A 17,060-nucleotide genomic window follows, 5' to 3' on the forward strand; every position below is an offset into this window, starting at 1 on the left:
ATTTTATTGGCGGCCTTATTTAAGCCGCTCCACCAAGCGCCCTATATTTTTTTCCAGTGCGAAATGATTGCAGACTGTTTGGTAGCCTTGTTCTCCAAATTTTCTACGCAGTTCGGGTGATTGAATTAAACGGATTATTGCCCGTGACAGAGAATTTGCATCTTCGGCTGGCACTAAAATTCCATTGATTTGATCCTCAATTATTTCTGGAATCCCGGATATATTTGTGCCGATACAGGGCAAAGCCTGGGACATGGCCTCCATTAAAACATTCGGCAAGCCGTCTCTATCTCCATCAGCGTCAATCCGTGAGGCTAATATGAAAACGTCGGATTGCTGATATTGAACGATGACCTGTTCAAAACTCTTGGCGCCAAGCCAATTTATTTTATGATCAATCTCCAGTGCTGTCGCTTGCTGTTTGAGTCGCTCCAGTAACGGCCCTCCGCCGATATGTATAAAATTCCAGCACAGTGTTTTGGGCAGATCACTCAGAGCCTTGAGCAATACATCATAGCCTTTTTTATTTACCGCCCGACCCACGGAAATGAGTTGCACAATATTATTTTTGTCGTCACTATTTCTGCTATCGGCGTTTGCGTTGCCATCAAGTTTTGGTTCAGGGAAACGGGTTAAATCCAGACCGTGGTAAAGTAAAGAAACCTTTCCACTCGATTTGCTCACTGCCCGTAAATAGTCGGCATTGGATTTAGTGCAAGTCACCAGCCACTGAAGTTCGGACAATTTCTCCTTGATCTCCCATTGCGGTGACGTCCATATATCTTTTGCATGGGCTGAACAACTCCACGGCATATCCATCAGATGGCTGGCATAGCGTGCAACCGATGCCGGCGTATGCAAAAAATGCACATACAGCCATTCACGATCAGGGTCGATTTCTCTAGCCAGCACCAGCGCTTGGCCGAAGCGACGCCCGCGGTTTGGACTAAAATCCCTTGCTAGGTCTTTAAGAAATAAACACACAACTTTGTAAAACCGCAGATCAAACAGTGCATAAATGAATGCACTCATCACCCGTATTGGATGCCGATAAAGATATTCAGGCAAATAATGGACTTTCGCTCTAATTTTTTTATGAATCGGATGAACCTCAGCATCGGTGGGATGCCGTAACGAATAAATCACAATATCAACACCCGCGTTTTCCAGAGCATGGATTTCCTGTGCGATAAATGTCTCAGAAAGACGAGGATAACCCTTTAAAATACAGGCAATCTTTTTCATATTAACCCGGTTTCACTGTACTTGATACCGGAAAACAGGCAAGCAGTAGCATATTTTGAATATATTGAGGTTTTTTATAAACAAAGTTAGCAGGCATTCGTATTTGAATTATGTATCGCTTTGTGATTTTGAAAAAGCATTTTATAATACTAATTAAGTGTCCAGTCAAATTAGGAGAAGCACATACAAAACGCTAACATCTCCTTTCTTTAAGTGTGGCGAAAACCATTCCGTAGCAACAGATACAAAAATGACATTTACCGAAGATTCCAGAGTGAAGATACCTTCTATCTTGCACTTGACCCGATTAGGTCATCAATATCTATCGCTGAAAGAAACTTCATGGGATGAAAAAACCAACATATTCACTCATATTTTCAAAGACAGCATCAGGCGGATCAACCCTGATGTTGAAAACTTTGATGCCAATCGCCTACTGGAAGAGATTACCCTTGAACTGGATAACGAAGATTTAGGTAAGGCATTCTATGAAAGACTGGCAAGTCGCTCGGGCGCCAAGCTGATTGACTTTTCTGATTTTCACAAAAATCATTTCCATGTCGTTACCGAATTGACCTACAAAAACGGTGATGAAGAATTTCGACCTGACATTACCTTGTTAATTAACGGCATGCCGCTTGCCTTTATTGAAGTCAAAAAACCGAACAATAAAGATGGCGTATTGGCCGAACGAGATCGTATTAACATCCGTTTTAAGAATCCAAAATTTCGACGTTTTGTCAACATCACCCAGCTAATGGTCTTTTCCAATAATATGGAATATAACAACGACTCACCTCAACCGATAGAAGGCGCTTTTTATGCGGCGCCTGCTTATGGCGAACCGATATTTAACTACTTCCGCGAGGATTCGGAAGTAGAGTCTCTTCATTTAGAGGAACTGCTAACGCCCGAAGATGATGATACTGAAAATATTGTCCTTAAAGACACTAACCATAACATCATTAAACACAACCCTGAATTTCAAACAAACAAAAATCCTGACACCCCTACAAATCGCATATTGACCTCTTTATTCAGCAAGAACAGGCTTGCCTTCATACTTCAGTATGCCATTGCATATGTGAGGGAAAACGACGGCTTGCAAAAACAAATTATGCGCTATCCGCAGTTTTTTGCCACCAAAGCCATCGCCAAGAAGCTGGATGAAGGCGTGAACAAAGGCATCATCTGGCATACACAAGGAAGCGGTAAAACCGCACTCGCTTACTACAATGTTTATCATCTGACAGACTATTTCCAAAAATGCGCTATCACACCCAAGTTTTATTTCATTGTTGATCGACTGGATCTTTTGATTCAGGCACAAGGAGAATTCTCAGCACGTGGCTTGGTAGTACACACCATTGATTCACGAGATGAATTTGCCAGAGAAATTAAATTAACCCGGGTAATTCATAATCTCTCAGGCAGAGCTGAAATTACTGTTGTCAATATCCAAAAATTTCAGGATAACCCCGATGTAGTCAAAACAACAGACTATAATGTCAACATCCAAAGGATATACTTTCTCGATGAGGTACACCGCAGCTATAACCCTAAAGGCAGTTTCTTAGCAAATCTCAGCCAATCCGACCAAAACGCCATCAAAATTGGATTGACTGGCACACCTTTATTGGGCGATGACTATAATTCCAGAGCATTATTCGGCAATTACATTCACAAATACTATTACAACGCCTCCATTGCCGATGGCTACACGCTACGTCTAATTCGCGAAGAAATCGAAACAAACTATAAAATTTCCTTACAAAAAGCATTACAGGAAGTGGAAATAAAACAAGGCGATATCGACAGAAAACTGCTCTACGCACACCCTCGATTTGTTGAGCCGATGCTGGATTATATTATCGAAAACTTTGAACAAAGCCGCGCCACATTTGCCGACAATACCATCGGTGGCTTGGTCATCTGCGACAGTGCGGAGCAAGCAAAAAAGATGTTTGAAATTTTCCAAAACAAATATGTTTCCACCAACACACAAACACAACAGGCAGAGGAGTTTGAACAACGCTATCAAAAAGTCGCGGATATTACAGGCAATTATATTGCTCAGCAAAAAGAACACAGCAAGGTTAAAACTGCCGCCCTTATCCTGCATGATATCGGCACCAAAGAAACGCGCAGGAATGAAATCGAAAATTTTAAGTCCGGCAAGATAGATTTTCTTTTCGTATATAACATGCTACTCACAGGTTTTGATGCCAGTCGCTTAAAGAAACTCTATCTAGGTCGTGTCATCAGACAGCATAACCTGCTCCAGGCGCTCACTCGGGTTAATCGACCTTACAAAGAGTTCCGTTACGGCTTTGTGGTTGACTTTGCTGATATTCGCAAAGAATTCGATGCCACCAACAGGGCTTATTTTGATGAGTTGCAGACAGAGCTTGGTGATGAAATACGACACTACTCCAACCTGTTCAAATCTGAACAGGAAATCAAACAGGAAATCGAACACATCAAAGATATTTTGTTTCATTTTGATACCGAAAACGCGGAGATTTTTTCTCAGCAAATCAATCAAATACAAGACAGAGCGAAAATCCAGGCACTCAAAAAAGCGCTCAGCGATGCCAAAAGTTTATATAACCAGATTCGGATGCAAGGCGACTACGGCTTACTCAACAAAATCAACTTCCACAAGCTTAACCTGCTGTACCGTGAAGTCAGCAATCATCTCGACCTGCTAAACCTCAAAGCAAGTATTGAGAACGCTACAAACACTGAAAACCTGCTTAATATTGCCTTCGAAGAAGTATGGTTTAAGTTCGCCAAGGTGAACGAACAAGAGCTAGTGATTGCTGACCGACTAAAAAACACCTTGCGTCATACCCGAGAGGCGCTGGCTGGTAATTTTGACCAAAGAGACCCCATTTTTATCAACCTTAAAGAAGAACTTGAACGCCTGTTTAAAAAGAAAAATCTAAACGAAGTAACTCAACAAGAAATGAGTGAGAACATCATTACTCTCAATAAAATTTATGAACGCGCAAAAGAACTCAACCGCCAAAACAACCTGATTAGAGCTAAATACGGAAACGATGTAAAATACACCCGCATCCACAAACGCTTGTTGGAACGAAACACAATTTCTGGTCAGGAACGGGAAATTTTTGCAGCATTAAGCAACATAAAAATCCGAGCCGACGAACAGGTGTTACAAAACACCCAAATTCTGAACAACGAAAGCTACTTTGAGAGCACGATGATGCCTTTGGTTATTGATCAGTTTAAAACCCGCGGTGTTAGCCTGGATTCCGCTGCTTCGCGCGATATAAACCGTTTAGTAGTGCAGGAGTATATGAACGAATACCATCAGGAAACTCGTGCGTGATAGATTTTGCAAGTAAAACCCGTGAACTCATTGATAGTCTCAAAAGCATCTGTGCCAGTTACGGACTGGGTAATGATGGCAATGAATACAAGATCATTACCCAAGTGTTTTTGTATAAATTTCTCAATGACAAATTCGCCTTTGAAGCCAAAAAAATAGAGATCAAACTGAATGTAGTCGAGAATTGGGAAACCGTGCTTACCGGAATGAGCGCAGAACAACGGGATATGTTGCAGTTGCAAATGCCACCAGATACCGCCCGCCTTAAACCCGAGCATTTTATCTCTCACCTGTTTGCCAGACAGAATGCCGCCGATTTTGCCAAATGTTTTGACGATACCCTACGAGATATTGCCATCACCAACAGTGACATCTTTGCGGTAAAAACTGATGGCGGTGCGAAAATTACCCTGTTTGATAACCTCAGTGAATACATCACCGACCCTTCCAAACGCGATGACTTCTGCCGGGCGGTCATCAACCAATTAGTCACGTTCAGTTTTGAACGAATCTTTAATCGGAAATATGATTTTTACGCCACCCTGTTTGAATATCTGATAAAAGACTACAACAAAGACAACGGCGGCAAATACGCTGAATACTACACCCCTCACGCAGTCGCCAAGATTATGGCAGCCATCCTGGTGCCCAATGACAAGCGCGGCAAGATCAAAAATGTAAGTTGTTACGACCCCTCCGCAGGTTCAGGCACTCTGTTAATGAACATTGCTCATGCCATCGGTGAGCATCGCTGCAGCATTTTTTCGCAAGACATATCGCAAAAATCCTCCAGTTTGTTGCGCCTTAACCTAATCCTGAATAATCTGGTGCATTCCATCCCCAATATCATTCAAGGTAACACCATACTCCATCCCTACCATAAAGATGGCAAGACACTAAAACAGTTTGATTACATCGTCTCCAACCCGCCGTTTAAGATGGACTTTAGTGATTTTCGTAATGCTCTCGACAGCAAGGAAAACCAGAGCCGTTTCTTTGCCGGCATTCCCAAAGTGCCCGCCAAAGCAGTAGATAAAATGGCGATTTATTTATTATTCCTGCAACACATCATCCATTCGCTCAAACCTAACGGCAAAGCCGCGGTAGTGGTACCGACTGGCTTTATCACAGCCCAATCGGGCATTGATGAAAAAATGCTTGCCGGCGTGGTCTCCATGCCCAGCAATATCTTTGCCACTACTGGCACTAACGTGTCGATTGTATTTATTGACAAAGCCAATCAGGATGCTGTGGCGCTGATTGATGCTTCCAGTCTTGGCGAAACCATCAAAGAGGACAAAAACCAGAAAACCGTATTGACCGAGACCGAAGAAAATCGGATTATCCAAGCCTTTAATAAGCAGCAAGCCGAGGATGATTTCTCGGTAGTGGTGAGTTATGACGAAATTGTTGCCAAAAACTACAGCCTTAGTGCTGGACAATATTTTGAAGTCAAAATCGACTATGAGGACATCACCCCTGATGAATTCACCGTCAAAATGCAAAATTTCAACGATAACCTAAATACCTTGTTTGCCGAGTCAGCCGAGTTGGAAACCGAAATCAAAAAGCAGTTGGCGGGATTGAAATATGAATAAATTACCGCCAAAAACAAATGAAAACCGTTTGCTGTTCACCGAATTGTCTCTACACTGTGGAGACAATTGTTACAGCGACAACCTGAACACCTTGTTTGCCGAGTCAGCAGAGTTGGAAACCGGGACCAGAAACGATTGGTAGGGATTGCGGCGTGAGTGAAACAATTCAACTCTTGGATGCGGTGTGTTACTCAAAAGAAAAAGTGCTCTTGGAATCATTAACTCTTGATAATTATGTGACTACAGATAATTTTATCCAAAATAAACTTGGCCGTACCCGTGCCGTTAATTTACCTCCCGGAGGCGGAAAATTCACCGCATATAAAAAACAAGATATTCTTGTGGCTAATATCCGTCCTTACTTAAAGAAAATTTGGTTCTCAGACCGAGATGGAGGCTCTTCTCCCGATGTTTTGGTTTTCAAAACGAAAGAAGAACATGATTCTAAATTTATCTACTACGCCATGTTTCGAGACGATTTCTTTGCTCACATGATGAATGGATCTAAAGGCACAAAGATGCCTCGCGGAGACAAAAATCAAATCATGAATTTCACTGTTCCATTATTTGAAAAGCCAAAACAACAAAAAATAGCGGCGATGCTGTCAGCTCTGGATACCAAAATAGAACTCAATAACCGCATCAACGCCGAATTGGAAGCCATGGCAAAAACCCTCTACGATTACTGGTTTGTGCAATTTGACTTCCCCGACAAAAACGACAAACCCTATAAATCCAGCGGCGGTAAAATGGTCTATAACGACATCCTAAAACGCCCTATTCCTGAAGGCTGGAAGGCAACATTTCTTAATCAAATTCTGGTATTTGAACGCGGAATTGAACCTGGATCAGATCAATATTTTCTTACCAAAGAAAGCAATAAACATATCCCTTTTTTCAAGGTTGGCAGCATGAATAATAACCCCAGCAATTGGATACTAAGTGAAGTTGCTGGTAGTTCAGTATGTAAAAAAGGGGATGTGATGGTATCATTTGATGGCACTATCGGGAAAATATCTATTTCTTTAGATGGCTCATACTCAAGCGGGATAAGAAAAATCTACCCGAAAGAAAACATCGGCATTACATCTTCATTTGTTTATCAAATATTGCAAACCGCTGAAATACAAAAAACCATCAAAAAATACGCTACGGGCTCTATCATATTGCATGCTTCGGAATCTATTAAATATTTGAAAATACCCTATTGCCCTAAAACAATTAAAAAGTTTGCTTATTTCAGGGATAAAATTTATCACAAACAACTAACAATCATAAAAGAAAATCAGAAACTTGTAGCACTCCGAGACTGGCTACTTCCCATGTTAATGAACGGACAAATCACCGTTAAATAAAATGAAATTGAGAGCAAAAATATTGAGGTCTATACCTATGACTAACAAAATAAATCAAAGTGAAATATTTTATTATCAAGGAACCACCAAACAAGAAGGTGATAATGATACCCTAATAGATAAAATAAAATCAAAAGTTTACGATTTAACGAATCTAAAAAATGTCAATTTTTTGCTTGGTGCTGGTGCTAGTTCGCCAGCTATTCCGACTATGCAAAAAATGCAAACCGACTTTTCTGAAATTGCTTCTGAATCTAAGTTATATGCTAAATTTCCGAATAAAAATCTTGAGGTCATATTAGGTAAGCTATATTCCGCTCAAAATAGCACTGAAATATTTAATGATTCAAATCGAGAAAAAATAAAAAATCTAACAACCGAAATAAAAGAATATATTATTGAGAAAACAAATATTGATGTGAACGCAGACACAAAGGGTACTCTTTCTCTATACAAAAAATTCTACCAGAAAATAGCACTACGCAATAAGGACCTAGCAAGAATCAATATATTTACTACCAACTATGATTTACTTAATGAAAGAGCACTAGATTATCTAAACATCAACTTTAACAATGGTTTTGGAGGAGGTCTTGAGCGCACATTTAACCCTGCTCGATTTAACTACACACTGTCAAGAAAAATTGACATTAATTTAGAAAAGTTTGAACCGATAGAGAACTTGATTTACTTGTATAAACTACACGGCTCGATCAGTTGGATAGAAAACATAGAAAATAAAAATTCCTTGTTTCACGTTCAAGAGATTCCAATTAGCCCTGGCACTCCATCATCAACTGATTCTATTGTTTTAATTTACCCAACACCATCTAAGCAGAGTCAAAGTTTAGGATCGCCTTATTCTGATCTTTTAAGAGAATTTCAAAAAAAATTATCACTACCGAATTCTGTTCTTTTCGTCATCGGTTATAGCTTTAGTGATCCTCATATCAATAATATAATTTATCAATCATTAGCCTCGAACTCTTCTATTACTCTGATGATTTTTGGGGAATATGCGGAAGAACCGTTACGAAATATAGATGACAGCAGAATTTATCATGCGTTTGGTAGAGACGGCAAAGAAATTCACTATTTTGAGTACATAGTCGAAAATTTCTTACAAAATCTTGATGAAAATAAAAATGATAATTTATTGAAAGAATTTGTAGGCTCTATTAAAACAGAACTGAATAAAAGACAAGGTGATGAAGGTCGGAAAAATAATAGCAATTGATTACTCCGCATTAAAAGTCAAAATTTCTTCAGAAATACGAGGGAATTCTGTCAATATAGAGGGGCATGTCTACTATTTCGGTAACATTGGTAGTTATTTGAAAGTTCAAAATGCGATAGATGAACAGGTCGTATGTGAAGTTACTGAAATTTTAGACTCTGACCCTCACAAGGATGAGCAATCTTTCAATTTAGAAAGCAACAGAGAAATTTTACTCAAAACCGTTGGGACTCTTAGCAAAGAAAATATATTCTCTCTTGGTGTTGGTATTTTTCCTGCTCTATATAGTGATGTAAGTATTATCACAAATGAAGATATGGAATCGATTTTAGATATTTCAGGTTATACGAACGAACACAGTAGTGGAAACCAAGAAATTCATCAGTCTTTTAATCTTGGAACTAGCAAAAATTTAATCAATTACCCTATTAAAATAAGCATTGATAAATTTTTTAATCTTCATTCAGCAGTTTTAGGGAATTCAGGCAGTGGTAAGTCAAATACTATCGCGCATATCCTTCAGGATATTTACCAGAAGCGAGATTTTTCTGCTCTCGGATCAAAACTAATAATGTTTGATGTAAATGGCGAATACAAACAAGCATTTGAAAACATTGGATCTGACAATCCTAATGTCATAAAATATTACAAGCCTAATATAGATGTAGACCAAGATGGATATTCACCATTTGTAATGCCACATTTTTTATTATCGTTAGATGAATGGAGTTCTTTTTTATTGGCAACAGACGCAACACAAAGACCATTTTGGGACAAGGTATTACAGGAGAGTTACCGTTTTTATAAAATTGGTGTATCTAATGAAGCAGAACAAAAAAAATTCATTAATTATTTTAAATATCGTATTTGTGGGATGATAAATAGTGTGTTAGGGCAGTCAGATTCTGATACGTCGAGAATTACTTCGGCAAGTAGTGTAATAGCTAAGATCGAAAGCATTATTCAGAGTAACGAAGAGCTTAAGAACGCAGCTAGTAGCAATAATTTAACGGATGGGCTCATAAAACTACGAGAAGCATGTGTAATTTTGTTTGGAGAAAACAAAAAATATGATAAGGGTGAGAAAAATTTATTGCAAACTGCTGTAAATAAAATTAGCGGTAGTTTGAATACAAAAGAAATTCAGAGTGGAATTAGAAAAATATTAGATTCCAAAATATCAAATGGAGAATATTTCGATTATAAATTTCTCAAAATTGCTTGCGATATGGTTCTATTGGAAGAAGATGCCAAGGGCAACAAACAAATGCGTAGTTGGACATCGACAATGTTAACCAGATTAGATTATTTTTTAGATAATTCTGATTGCAAATTTATGCGGCAGAATGAATTCTCTGCCAAGACTGCTCAAAAATACCTAGAAGAAGTATTTAACATTGAATCTACGCAATCACAATTAATTATTATTGATGCCAGTGAACTCAGTCCTGATATATTAGAAACACTATCTAGTGTCATTTGTAGATTATTATTTGACGTTAGAAAGAAAAAATCGAGTGAAGATAGAATTAAAAATCCGATTCATTTGATATTAGATGAGGCGCATCGCTATCTCAAGAAAAATTACGAATACTTAATGAAAGAAAATATATTTGAAAAAATTGCTCGTGAGGGACGAAAATATTCTTACTACATTATGATTTCATCACAAAGACCATCGGAATTATCAGAAACGGTGCTATCCCAATGTGCGAATTTTATTATCCATCGAATACAAAACGAACAAGATATGCGTTACGTTAGGGCAATTTTGCCCTATTTTTCCGAAGATTTCACAAACAAAATCAAACAATCAGTCCCTGGTGAGGCATTAGTGTTTGGTAACTGTGTGTCTATGCCATTACACATAAAAATACACCAAGCAAACCCTGAACCGAGTAGTAAAAATTGCGATATTCCAAAACAATGGTTTGTAGATAAATAGATTTAAGCCACTTCCAACTTTTCAGTACTCATATTGTCTTTAGTAGCTGATTGGATACAGACAATAATTTGTCCATCCTGCCTTGCTCTACCTTATATTTGGAAGTGTCCGCCATTGTCGTCTATTTTCGATTGCCGGATTATTGTTTTACTTATACGGATCAGCCGCATCCCTTAATCCATCGCCCAGAAAATTAAATCCAAGAATAACAATGATGACAGGAATCACCGGCAGCATCAGCCAGGGATAAAGCGCGACAACATTAATGTTTTGTGCTTCGTTTAATAAGACGCCCCAGCTGGTGATGGGGGGGCGTAAACCTAGCCCCAAGAAGCTAAGCGCGGTCTCTCCAAGTATCATGCCGGGAATCGACAGCGATGCTGAGGCTATTAAATGGCTCATAAAACCTGGCAATAGATGTTTGCCGATGATACGTTTTGGTTTCGCGCCCATGAGTTGCGCGGCGGTACAGTAATCTTCTTCGCGAAGCGCTAGTAATTTGGAGCGAACCGCACGAGCCAAGCTGGTCCAATCCAGCATTGCCAGTATTATTGTGATGCCAAAGAACACCGATAACGGACTCCAGGTTACCGGCAGGACTGCGGACAATGCCATCCACAAAGGCAATTCCGGGAACGAGCGCAGTATTTCGATCATCCGTTGCACAACATTATCAATAATTCCGCCGTAGTAACCGGCGATGCCGCCAATCACAATGCCCAGTGTGAAACTCACGATAATGCCAATCAAGCCAATGGTAAGAGAAATACGGGCACCATAAAAAATCCGGGAATACATATCCCGACCAAGACGATCGGTGCCCAATAAAAAAAACTGCCCGCCCTCGGCCGGGCAGACAAAATGCTTGTCGGTACTGATCAGTCCCCAGAACTTATATTTATCGCCGCTGCAGAAAAACCGCAGCTTCTGAATATCGTTTGTATTCGATCGGTACTCGCGTTTTAGATTTTCCATATTAAGCGTATATTCCAAGCCATACACAAATGCTCCTGCAAATTCGCCTTCATTAAAAAAGTGAATTCGTTGCGGCGGCGCATAAATAAAATCAATATTTCGGGTGTGCAGGTTATACGGAGTCAAAAATCCGCAGAATAAAGCGCCGAAATAAATGAAAAACAAAACGATACTGGAAACAATGGCGAGCTTGTGGCGCTTGAGTTTCCACCACATCAATTGCCATTGCGATGCAAAGTAAAAGCGTTCTTGTGCAGCCGTCAGATTCTCAATTGAATAAGGATCAAACGGCTTATCCGAAACAAAGTGCCGACTCATTTTGCGACCTCGCCCTGTAAGCGGATTCGAGGGTCGATGGCGGCCAGTAATAAATCAGATATCAAAACACCGATAACCGTCAGCATTGCCAGAAACATCAGAAATGACCCGGCCAAATACATATCCTGGCTTTGCAGAGCGTTTAATAACATCGGGCCGGTAGTGGGCAGGGACAATACAACCGCAGTAATCTCCGCGCCGGAAATAACGCTGGGCAATAAACTTCCGATGTCGGCGATAAAAAAGTTCAGCGCCATCCGAAGCGGATATTTCCTGACCAGCTTACTTTCTTTCATGCCCTTGGCCCGGGCAGTCGTGACGTACTGTTTCTGCAATTCGTCCAACAGATTGGCGCGTAGCCTGCGTATCATTCCTGCTGTTCCCGAAGTGCCGATTACGATAACCGGTATCCATAGATGCTCAAGCACCGATTGCAGTTTCCCCCAGCTCCAGGGCTGGTCAATATACTGAGGCGCCATCAGCCCGCCAATTGAGGTGCCAAAATATACATTGGCCAGATAAAGCATCACTAGCGCCAGTAAAAAATTGGGCGTCGCCAAGCCAATAAATCCGAGAAAACTCAAGCCATAATCACCCCAACTATACTGGTGAGTCGCAGAATAAATGCCAATTGGAAAAGCGATTACCCAGGTAAATATGATGGTAACCACCGAAATCATTATCGTTAGAAACATTCGGTTGCCAACGACTTCCCGAACCGGCAAATCGTATTCAAAAGAATAACCAAGATCCCCCTGCAACATCCCAATAGCCCAGATAAAATATTGTTCATGGAAGGGTTTATCCAGACCATACTCCTGGCGCAAAAATTTTATTTTGTCCTGATCGACCGACTCTCCCTGGCTTTGAAGTTCGGCGATATGGCTTTCCAGGTAATCGCCGGGGGGAAGCTGAATAATGACAAAAACCAATATACTGATCACCAACAGAGTCGGAATCATCAACAACAAGCGTTTAACAATGTAACTGAGCATGTTTACTTGGCCTGTTGCTCGGTGGCGAACCAGAAGATATCAGGATGATAAACGCCGAAATAGGATGTTGGCGACCAGGCATAAATCGCCTTTTCCGGTACATTTCTTAACAATCGATTGACCACAATCGGTTGCGGAACAGAATTAACAATACCAATACTGTAAACTTGCTCACAAAAATTCTTAAGCATTTTTGTCCATATTTGTTCGCGTTCAGAAAGATCGATAGAGCGGCGCCAACTTTGGTTTAATTCAAACAGTTCCTGGACTTCCTTCATGTCGGGCGTTTCTCCGATTTCGCCTTTGGTTTCGTAATACTGCCCCCACTTCGGCCATTGATATTGATCCTGCCGGGTCGGCGCTAATTCAGCCGGACTCATGTCCGCCGTTGGCAAACCATTTTCAATGCCGCTCCAAATCGACATCATCGCTTCGCCGGAAAAAATTCGCTCACGGAACACTTGCCGTTGTGAAGGTTTGCTGTAAATTTTGATGCCCAGCTTTAACCAGCTATCGTGAATAAGCTCCAGAATATCGGTTTCTTCGGTGCTTTCGCCGGCGCTATGGATTATGATTTCCAGCGGCTTGCGGTCCGGTCGCAGACGCAGACCTTTACTATTTCGTTCGGTCAATCCCATTTCATCGAGCAAGCGGTTAGCCCGCTCAGGGTCATACACTGCCCAACGCCGTTGCAGGTCGATATTGTGAAATTTACTATCGGGCAGCACCGTATTATTACTTTCATTCGTAAGACCAAAATAAACCGCCTGATTTATTTCATGGCGATCAACCCCCAGCGATAACGCGCGTCGAAATCGGGTGTCACGAACCAGCTCCCGCCAAACCAGATCGCTGCTGTTCAAATTCGGGTAAAGCGCCTTGTGCGCGCCATTGATGTTTCGCCAAAGGCGAACATCGTAGTCATTGCGCTTCTCGCCTTCTTTCAGAAACGTGTAATTATCGAGCCGTAAATAATGGCCCTGCAAATCCGATTCTCCTGCTCCAGACTTAGCTGGAATCAGGCTGCTGGAGACGATATTGATAATGACCTCGTCAATGTAAGGCATCTGCAAGCCGTTAACGTCAACACGATGAAAATACGGGTTGCGTTTAAAAACGTATCGTTCTGCCGGGGGTTTGGTGGTGTTGACCCAGGGTTGCAAGGAGGGCAGTTTCGGGTTGGTTAGTTTGTACTGACGCGCCTTTTTTAAATAATAACCGGCCCAGTTTCGTTTGCCGGACTGTTTGGCCTGAGCTTCGAGTTTTTGTGGATCGGCATACCTGGGATGAAATTTTGTTAGATAATGTTTTGGTTGGTAAATGAACAGTGGGCTGGGCGCAGCCAAGGCTGGTAAAAAATAAGGGTTTGGTTGCTGCCAGCGATAGATCACGGTGTAAGCGTCGGGAAACTCTACCACGGGTAGCTGTTCATCGATAAGCAGTTTTTTGGATGGCCCGAATGGATTTAACTCCGGGTTGTTGGCCACATCTTCCCAGTAGTATTTGAAATCCTCTGAGGTTAACGGCGCGCCGTCCGACCAGCGATGCCCCTTACGAAGATGAAAAATAAATTCCTTGTTGTCGTGAACCTCAAATGACTCGACAATATCGGGAATCAATTCCAGGCTTTCGTTATAGCCGACGATTCGGGAGTAACCATAGACCACCATCCGACGAATATCCTTGTCCTTGCCCATCAGCAGATTCATTTTTCCGCCATATGTGCCGGGCATCAGGTTATTCATGGTTTCATCCATCAATAACGGATTCTCTGGCACGCGCTGCGCCATTGGCGGCAATTTGCCGCTGGCCAGTTGTTCGCTAAAGTAATCCGGCTCCGGCGATTCCGCACTTAATGCGCCCGCATTTAAGACACTCGCATTTAATATATGAGCGCAGAAAATAATTCCGCTCAGCAAGAAAAAGTTAGCCGGCCGACTCATTATGTTACCTGATTACGCGACCTGAGTTTGAACATAATGTTCAGGCGCAACCGCAGTGAGTTGAGTTTGTGTGTGCGGGGTTTGGGTATATGGCATGGGCCATGCGCCCGGCACCGATGACTTGCCATCCATGATCGCATCAAAATCGAGCGGTTTATTCAAATCGGGAAATGGCACTGCCGATAGCAATGCTTTTGTATAGGGATGCACCGGGTTATTGAATAATTCCTCTTTCAATGCAATTTCAACCAGGCAGCCGTGACACATTACCGCGATTCGGTCAGCGATGTAATCGACTACCGCGAGATTGTGCGAAATGAATATATAAGTTAAGTTAAGTTCAGACTGCAAATCCTTGAGCAAATTCAGGACCTGCGCCTGTATCGAAACATCAAGCGCGGAAACCGGTTCATCGCAAATAATAAACTCGGGGCGCAATGCCAACGCACGGGCTATGCCGAGTCTTTGTCTTTGTCCTCCGGAAAAACTATGTGGATAACGGCTCAGACATCGGGGGTCAAGTCCCACTAATCGCATCAGTTCACTTACCATCTCGACTTGATATGCGCGGTCGCCCACATTATGAATAACCAAAGGCTCCCGAATAATATCGTAAACCGTCATGCGCGGGTTTAGTGAACTAAACGGATCCTGAAAAATGAATTGCATTTTACGTCGAAAATCAAACAACTTTTCATGTTCAAGGGCGAGTACATCAATTCCGGGGGCAATTCCCTGGTCAATTCCTTGGGCAATTCCTTGGGCAATTTCCTGTTCAGAATCAAAATAAGTAATAGTGCCCTTATCCGGTCGCAACGCTTTCATTAAAATCTTGGATAGGGTGGTTTTGCCACAGCCGCTTTCCCCTACCAACCCAAAACATTCACCTCGTAATACATCAAAACTAACATCGTCAACTGCGCGGATTATTCGATTTACCCCAGTATTATTTGACGGGCCGAACAGCGGCTTGTTGCGAATATTAAATGTACGAAAAACTTTTTTTACACTTAAATGTATTGTATTTGGATGATTTGTATTCGACTGCGCTTTTTGAGCCTGCATTTTTTGAGATTGTCCTTCGCTGAGCAGCAAATGCCCGAGCTTGGTCTCTATTTCCCGCACCGACGTTAAACGCTCACCCGGTTTCATGTCAAAATGCGGCACCGCCTGCAACAATGCTTTGAGGTACTGATGTTCAGGATTGGAATAAATTTCGTGTACGCTGCCGCTTTCCATGACCTCGCCGTGGTACATCACCACGACTTCATCGGCGATGTTGGCAACCACGCCCAAGTCATGGGTTATCAACAGCACGGCCATGCGCAATTCCTGCTGCAGGTCTTTTATCAGCTTAAGAATTTGCGCCTGTATGGTCACATCCAGCGCGGTAGTCGGTTCGTCGGCGACTAATAATGCGGGTCGGCAGACCAGCGCGGCGGCAATCATCGCCCGTTGTCTCAAACCACCGGACAACTCGAATGGAAAAGTTTTTAATGCCCGCTGCGGGTCCGGGAATCCAACCAGGTCCAGCATATCCAGGGTTAGCTTAATTGCCTGGCTTGAGTTCACGTCCTGATGCAACAACACGCACTCACTGATCTGATCGCCAATGGTATGAAGCGGCGAAAGAGAAGCCATAGGCTCCTGAAAAATCATTGAAATTTTTCCGCCCCTGATGCCGCGCATCTGTTCGCTATCGGCTTTCAAAAGCGCGATGTCGGTAACGCCTTGATTCGAGTCTGGTTGCAACAGAATTTCCCCACCGGAAATTTGCGCGCTTTTCGGGAGAATGCGCATGATGGCCAGTGCGGTTACAGATTTACCGGAGCCAGACTCACCGACCAGGGCCACGGTTTTGCCGTGGGGAATTTTGAATGAAATATCGCGCACCACCGGAAGTAATCCGTCGTGCAACTGAAAAACAACTTTTAGATTCCTGATATCCAGGACGTTCATAGGGATTAGGTAATTATTTTAGTGCTTACTCGACCAGAGTATAACAATTATTGATGTGTGTTCACTGTAACAAATATAAACTTCTAACCGCCATGAGAACACCTGCGGCGAAGCCGCGTCATCAACGCCGCCGCC

Annotated in this window: 11 protein-coding genes; 6 read left to right on the forward strand and 5 right to left on the reverse strand. The window is 42.0% G+C overall.

Translation table 11 applies throughout. The features are described 5' to 3' along the window. Window positions 1–15: 15 nt before the first annotated feature. Window positions 16–1,245, reverse strand: coding sequence for a glycosyltransferase family 4 protein (locus ACPXXB_RS08290; RefSeq protein ID WP_423906462.1), 1,230 nt, complete (start codon window positions 1,243–1,245; stop codon window positions 16–18). Between the two features lie 250 nt (window positions 1,246–1,495). On the opposite strand from ACPXXB_RS08290, the gene ACPXXB_RS08295 reads away from it, so the two are divergent. Genes ACPXXB_RS08295 through ACPXXB_RS08320 form a run of 6 tightly spaced genes read left to right on the forward strand, consistent with a single transcriptional unit; the run spans window position 1,496 to window position 10,735 of the window. Further along, on the forward strand, window positions 1,496–4,600 hold the full coding sequence (locus ACPXXB_RS08295; protein WP_423906465.1) for a type I restriction endonuclease subunit R: 3,105 nt from the start codon (window positions 1,496–1,498) through the stop codon (window positions 4,598–4,600). Continuing rightward, window positions 4,597–6,198 carry an HsdM family class I SAM-dependent methyltransferase gene (locus ACPXXB_RS08300; protein ID WP_423906468.1) on the forward strand — a complete coding sequence of 534 codons (1,602 nt, stop codon included), beginning with the start codon at window positions 4,597–4,599 and terminating at the stop codon, window positions 6,196–6,198. The genes ACPXXB_RS08295 and ACPXXB_RS08300 overlap by 4 nt, the downstream gene beginning before the upstream one ends. Beyond that, window positions 6,191–6,340: a hypothetical protein gene (locus ACPXXB_RS08305; RefSeq protein ID WP_423906470.1), complete on the forward strand. Its 150-nt coding sequence runs from the start codon at window positions 6,191–6,193 to the stop codon at window positions 6,338–6,340. Before ACPXXB_RS08300 ends, ACPXXB_RS08305 begins: the two co-directional genes overlap by 8 nt. Before the next feature lie 10 nt (window positions 6,341–6,350). Continuing rightward, entirely contained in the window at window positions 6,351–7,553 is a 1,203-nt protein-coding gene (locus tag ACPXXB_RS08310) for a restriction endonuclease subunit S (RefSeq protein WP_423906472.1), read from the forward strand. Between the two features lie 37 nt (window positions 7,554–7,590). Then, entirely contained in the window at window positions 7,591–8,790 is a 1,200-nt protein-coding gene (locus tag ACPXXB_RS08315) for an SIR2 family protein (protein WP_423906473.1), read from the forward strand. Further along, the gene (locus ACPXXB_RS08320; protein WP_423906474.1) at window positions 8,762–10,735 is read left to right on the forward strand and encodes an ATP-binding protein; all 1,974 of its coding nucleotides are present in this window, start codon (window positions 8,762–8,764) and stop codon (window positions 10,733–10,735) included. The genes ACPXXB_RS08315 and ACPXXB_RS08320 overlap by 29 nt, the downstream gene beginning before the upstream one ends. Before the next feature lie 147 nt (window positions 10,736–10,882). Here ACPXXB_RS08320 and ACPXXB_RS08325 read toward each other — a convergent pair whose 3' ends face one another. The 4 genes from ACPXXB_RS08325 to ACPXXB_RS08340 are packed head-to-tail and all read right to left on the reverse strand — an operon-like array spanning window position 10,883 to window position 16,925. Next, on the reverse strand, window positions 10,883–12,028 hold the full coding sequence (locus ACPXXB_RS08325; protein WP_423906477.1) for an ABC transporter permease: 1,146 nt from the start codon (window positions 12,026–12,028) through the stop codon (window positions 10,883–10,885). Next, window positions 12,025–13,023, reverse strand: coding sequence for an ABC transporter permease (locus ACPXXB_RS08330; protein WP_423906479.1), 999 nt, complete (start codon window positions 13,021–13,023; stop codon window positions 12,025–12,027). Before ACPXXB_RS08330 ends, ACPXXB_RS08325 begins: the two co-directional genes overlap by 4 nt. 2 nt (window positions 13,024–13,025) lie before the next feature. Beyond that, a complete protein-coding gene (locus ACPXXB_RS08335; protein WP_423906482.1) occupies window positions 13,026–14,966 on the reverse strand; it encodes an ABC transporter substrate-binding protein in 1,941 nt (646 codons plus the stop codon). A 12-nt stretch (window positions 14,967–14,978) separates the two neighbouring features. Next, on the reverse strand, window positions 14,979–16,925 hold the full coding sequence (locus ACPXXB_RS08340; RefSeq protein ID WP_423906485.1) for a dipeptide ABC transporter ATP-binding protein: 1,947 nt from the start codon (window positions 16,923–16,925) through the stop codon (window positions 14,979–14,981). Window positions 16,926–17,060 lie beyond the last annotated feature (135 nt).

This window comes from Candidatus Spongiihabitans sp. (assembly GCF_965237845.1).
Lineage (GTDB): Bacteria > Pseudomonadota > Gammaproteobacteria > Arenicellales > Poriferihabitantaceae > Spongiihabitans.

What these genes read in the sequence shown, in the direction of transcription:
- ACPXXB_RS08290 (WP_423906462.1), bottom strand. Translation starts at nt 1,245, where the DNA reads ATGAAAAAGATTGCCTGTATTTTAAAGGGTTATCCTCGTCTTTCTGAG.
- ACPXXB_RS08295 (WP_423906465.1), top strand. Translation starts at nt 1,496, where the DNA reads ATGACATTTACCGAAGATTCCAGAGTGAAGATACCTTCTATCTTGCAC.
- ACPXXB_RS08305 (WP_423906470.1), top strand. Translation starts at nt 6,191, where the DNA reads ATGAATAAATTACCGCCAAAAACAAATGAAAACCGTTTGCTGTTCACC.
- ACPXXB_RS08315 (WP_423906473.1), top strand. Translation starts at nt 7,591, where the DNA reads ATGACTAACAAAATAAATCAAAGTGAAATATTTTATTATCAAGGAACC.
- ACPXXB_RS08320 (WP_423906474.1), top strand. Translation starts at nt 8,762, where the DNA reads ATGAAGGTCGGAAAAATAATAGCAATTGATTACTCCGCATTAAAAGTC.
- ACPXXB_RS08325 (WP_423906477.1), bottom strand. Translation starts at nt 12,028, where the DNA reads ATGAGTCGGCACTTTGTTTCGGATAAGCCGTTTGATCCTTATTCAATT.
- ACPXXB_RS08330 (WP_423906479.1), bottom strand. Translation starts at nt 13,023, where the DNA reads ATGCTCAGTTACATTGTTAAACGCTTGTTGTTGATGATTCCGACTCTG.
- ACPXXB_RS08335 (WP_423906482.1), bottom strand. Translation starts at nt 14,966, where the DNA reads ATGAGTCGGCCGGCTAACTTTTTCTTGCTGAGCGGAATTATTTTCTGC.
- ACPXXB_RS08340 (WP_423906485.1), bottom strand. Translation starts at nt 16,925, where the DNA reads ATGAACGTCCTGGATATCAGGAATCTAAAAGTTGTTTTTCAGTTGCAC.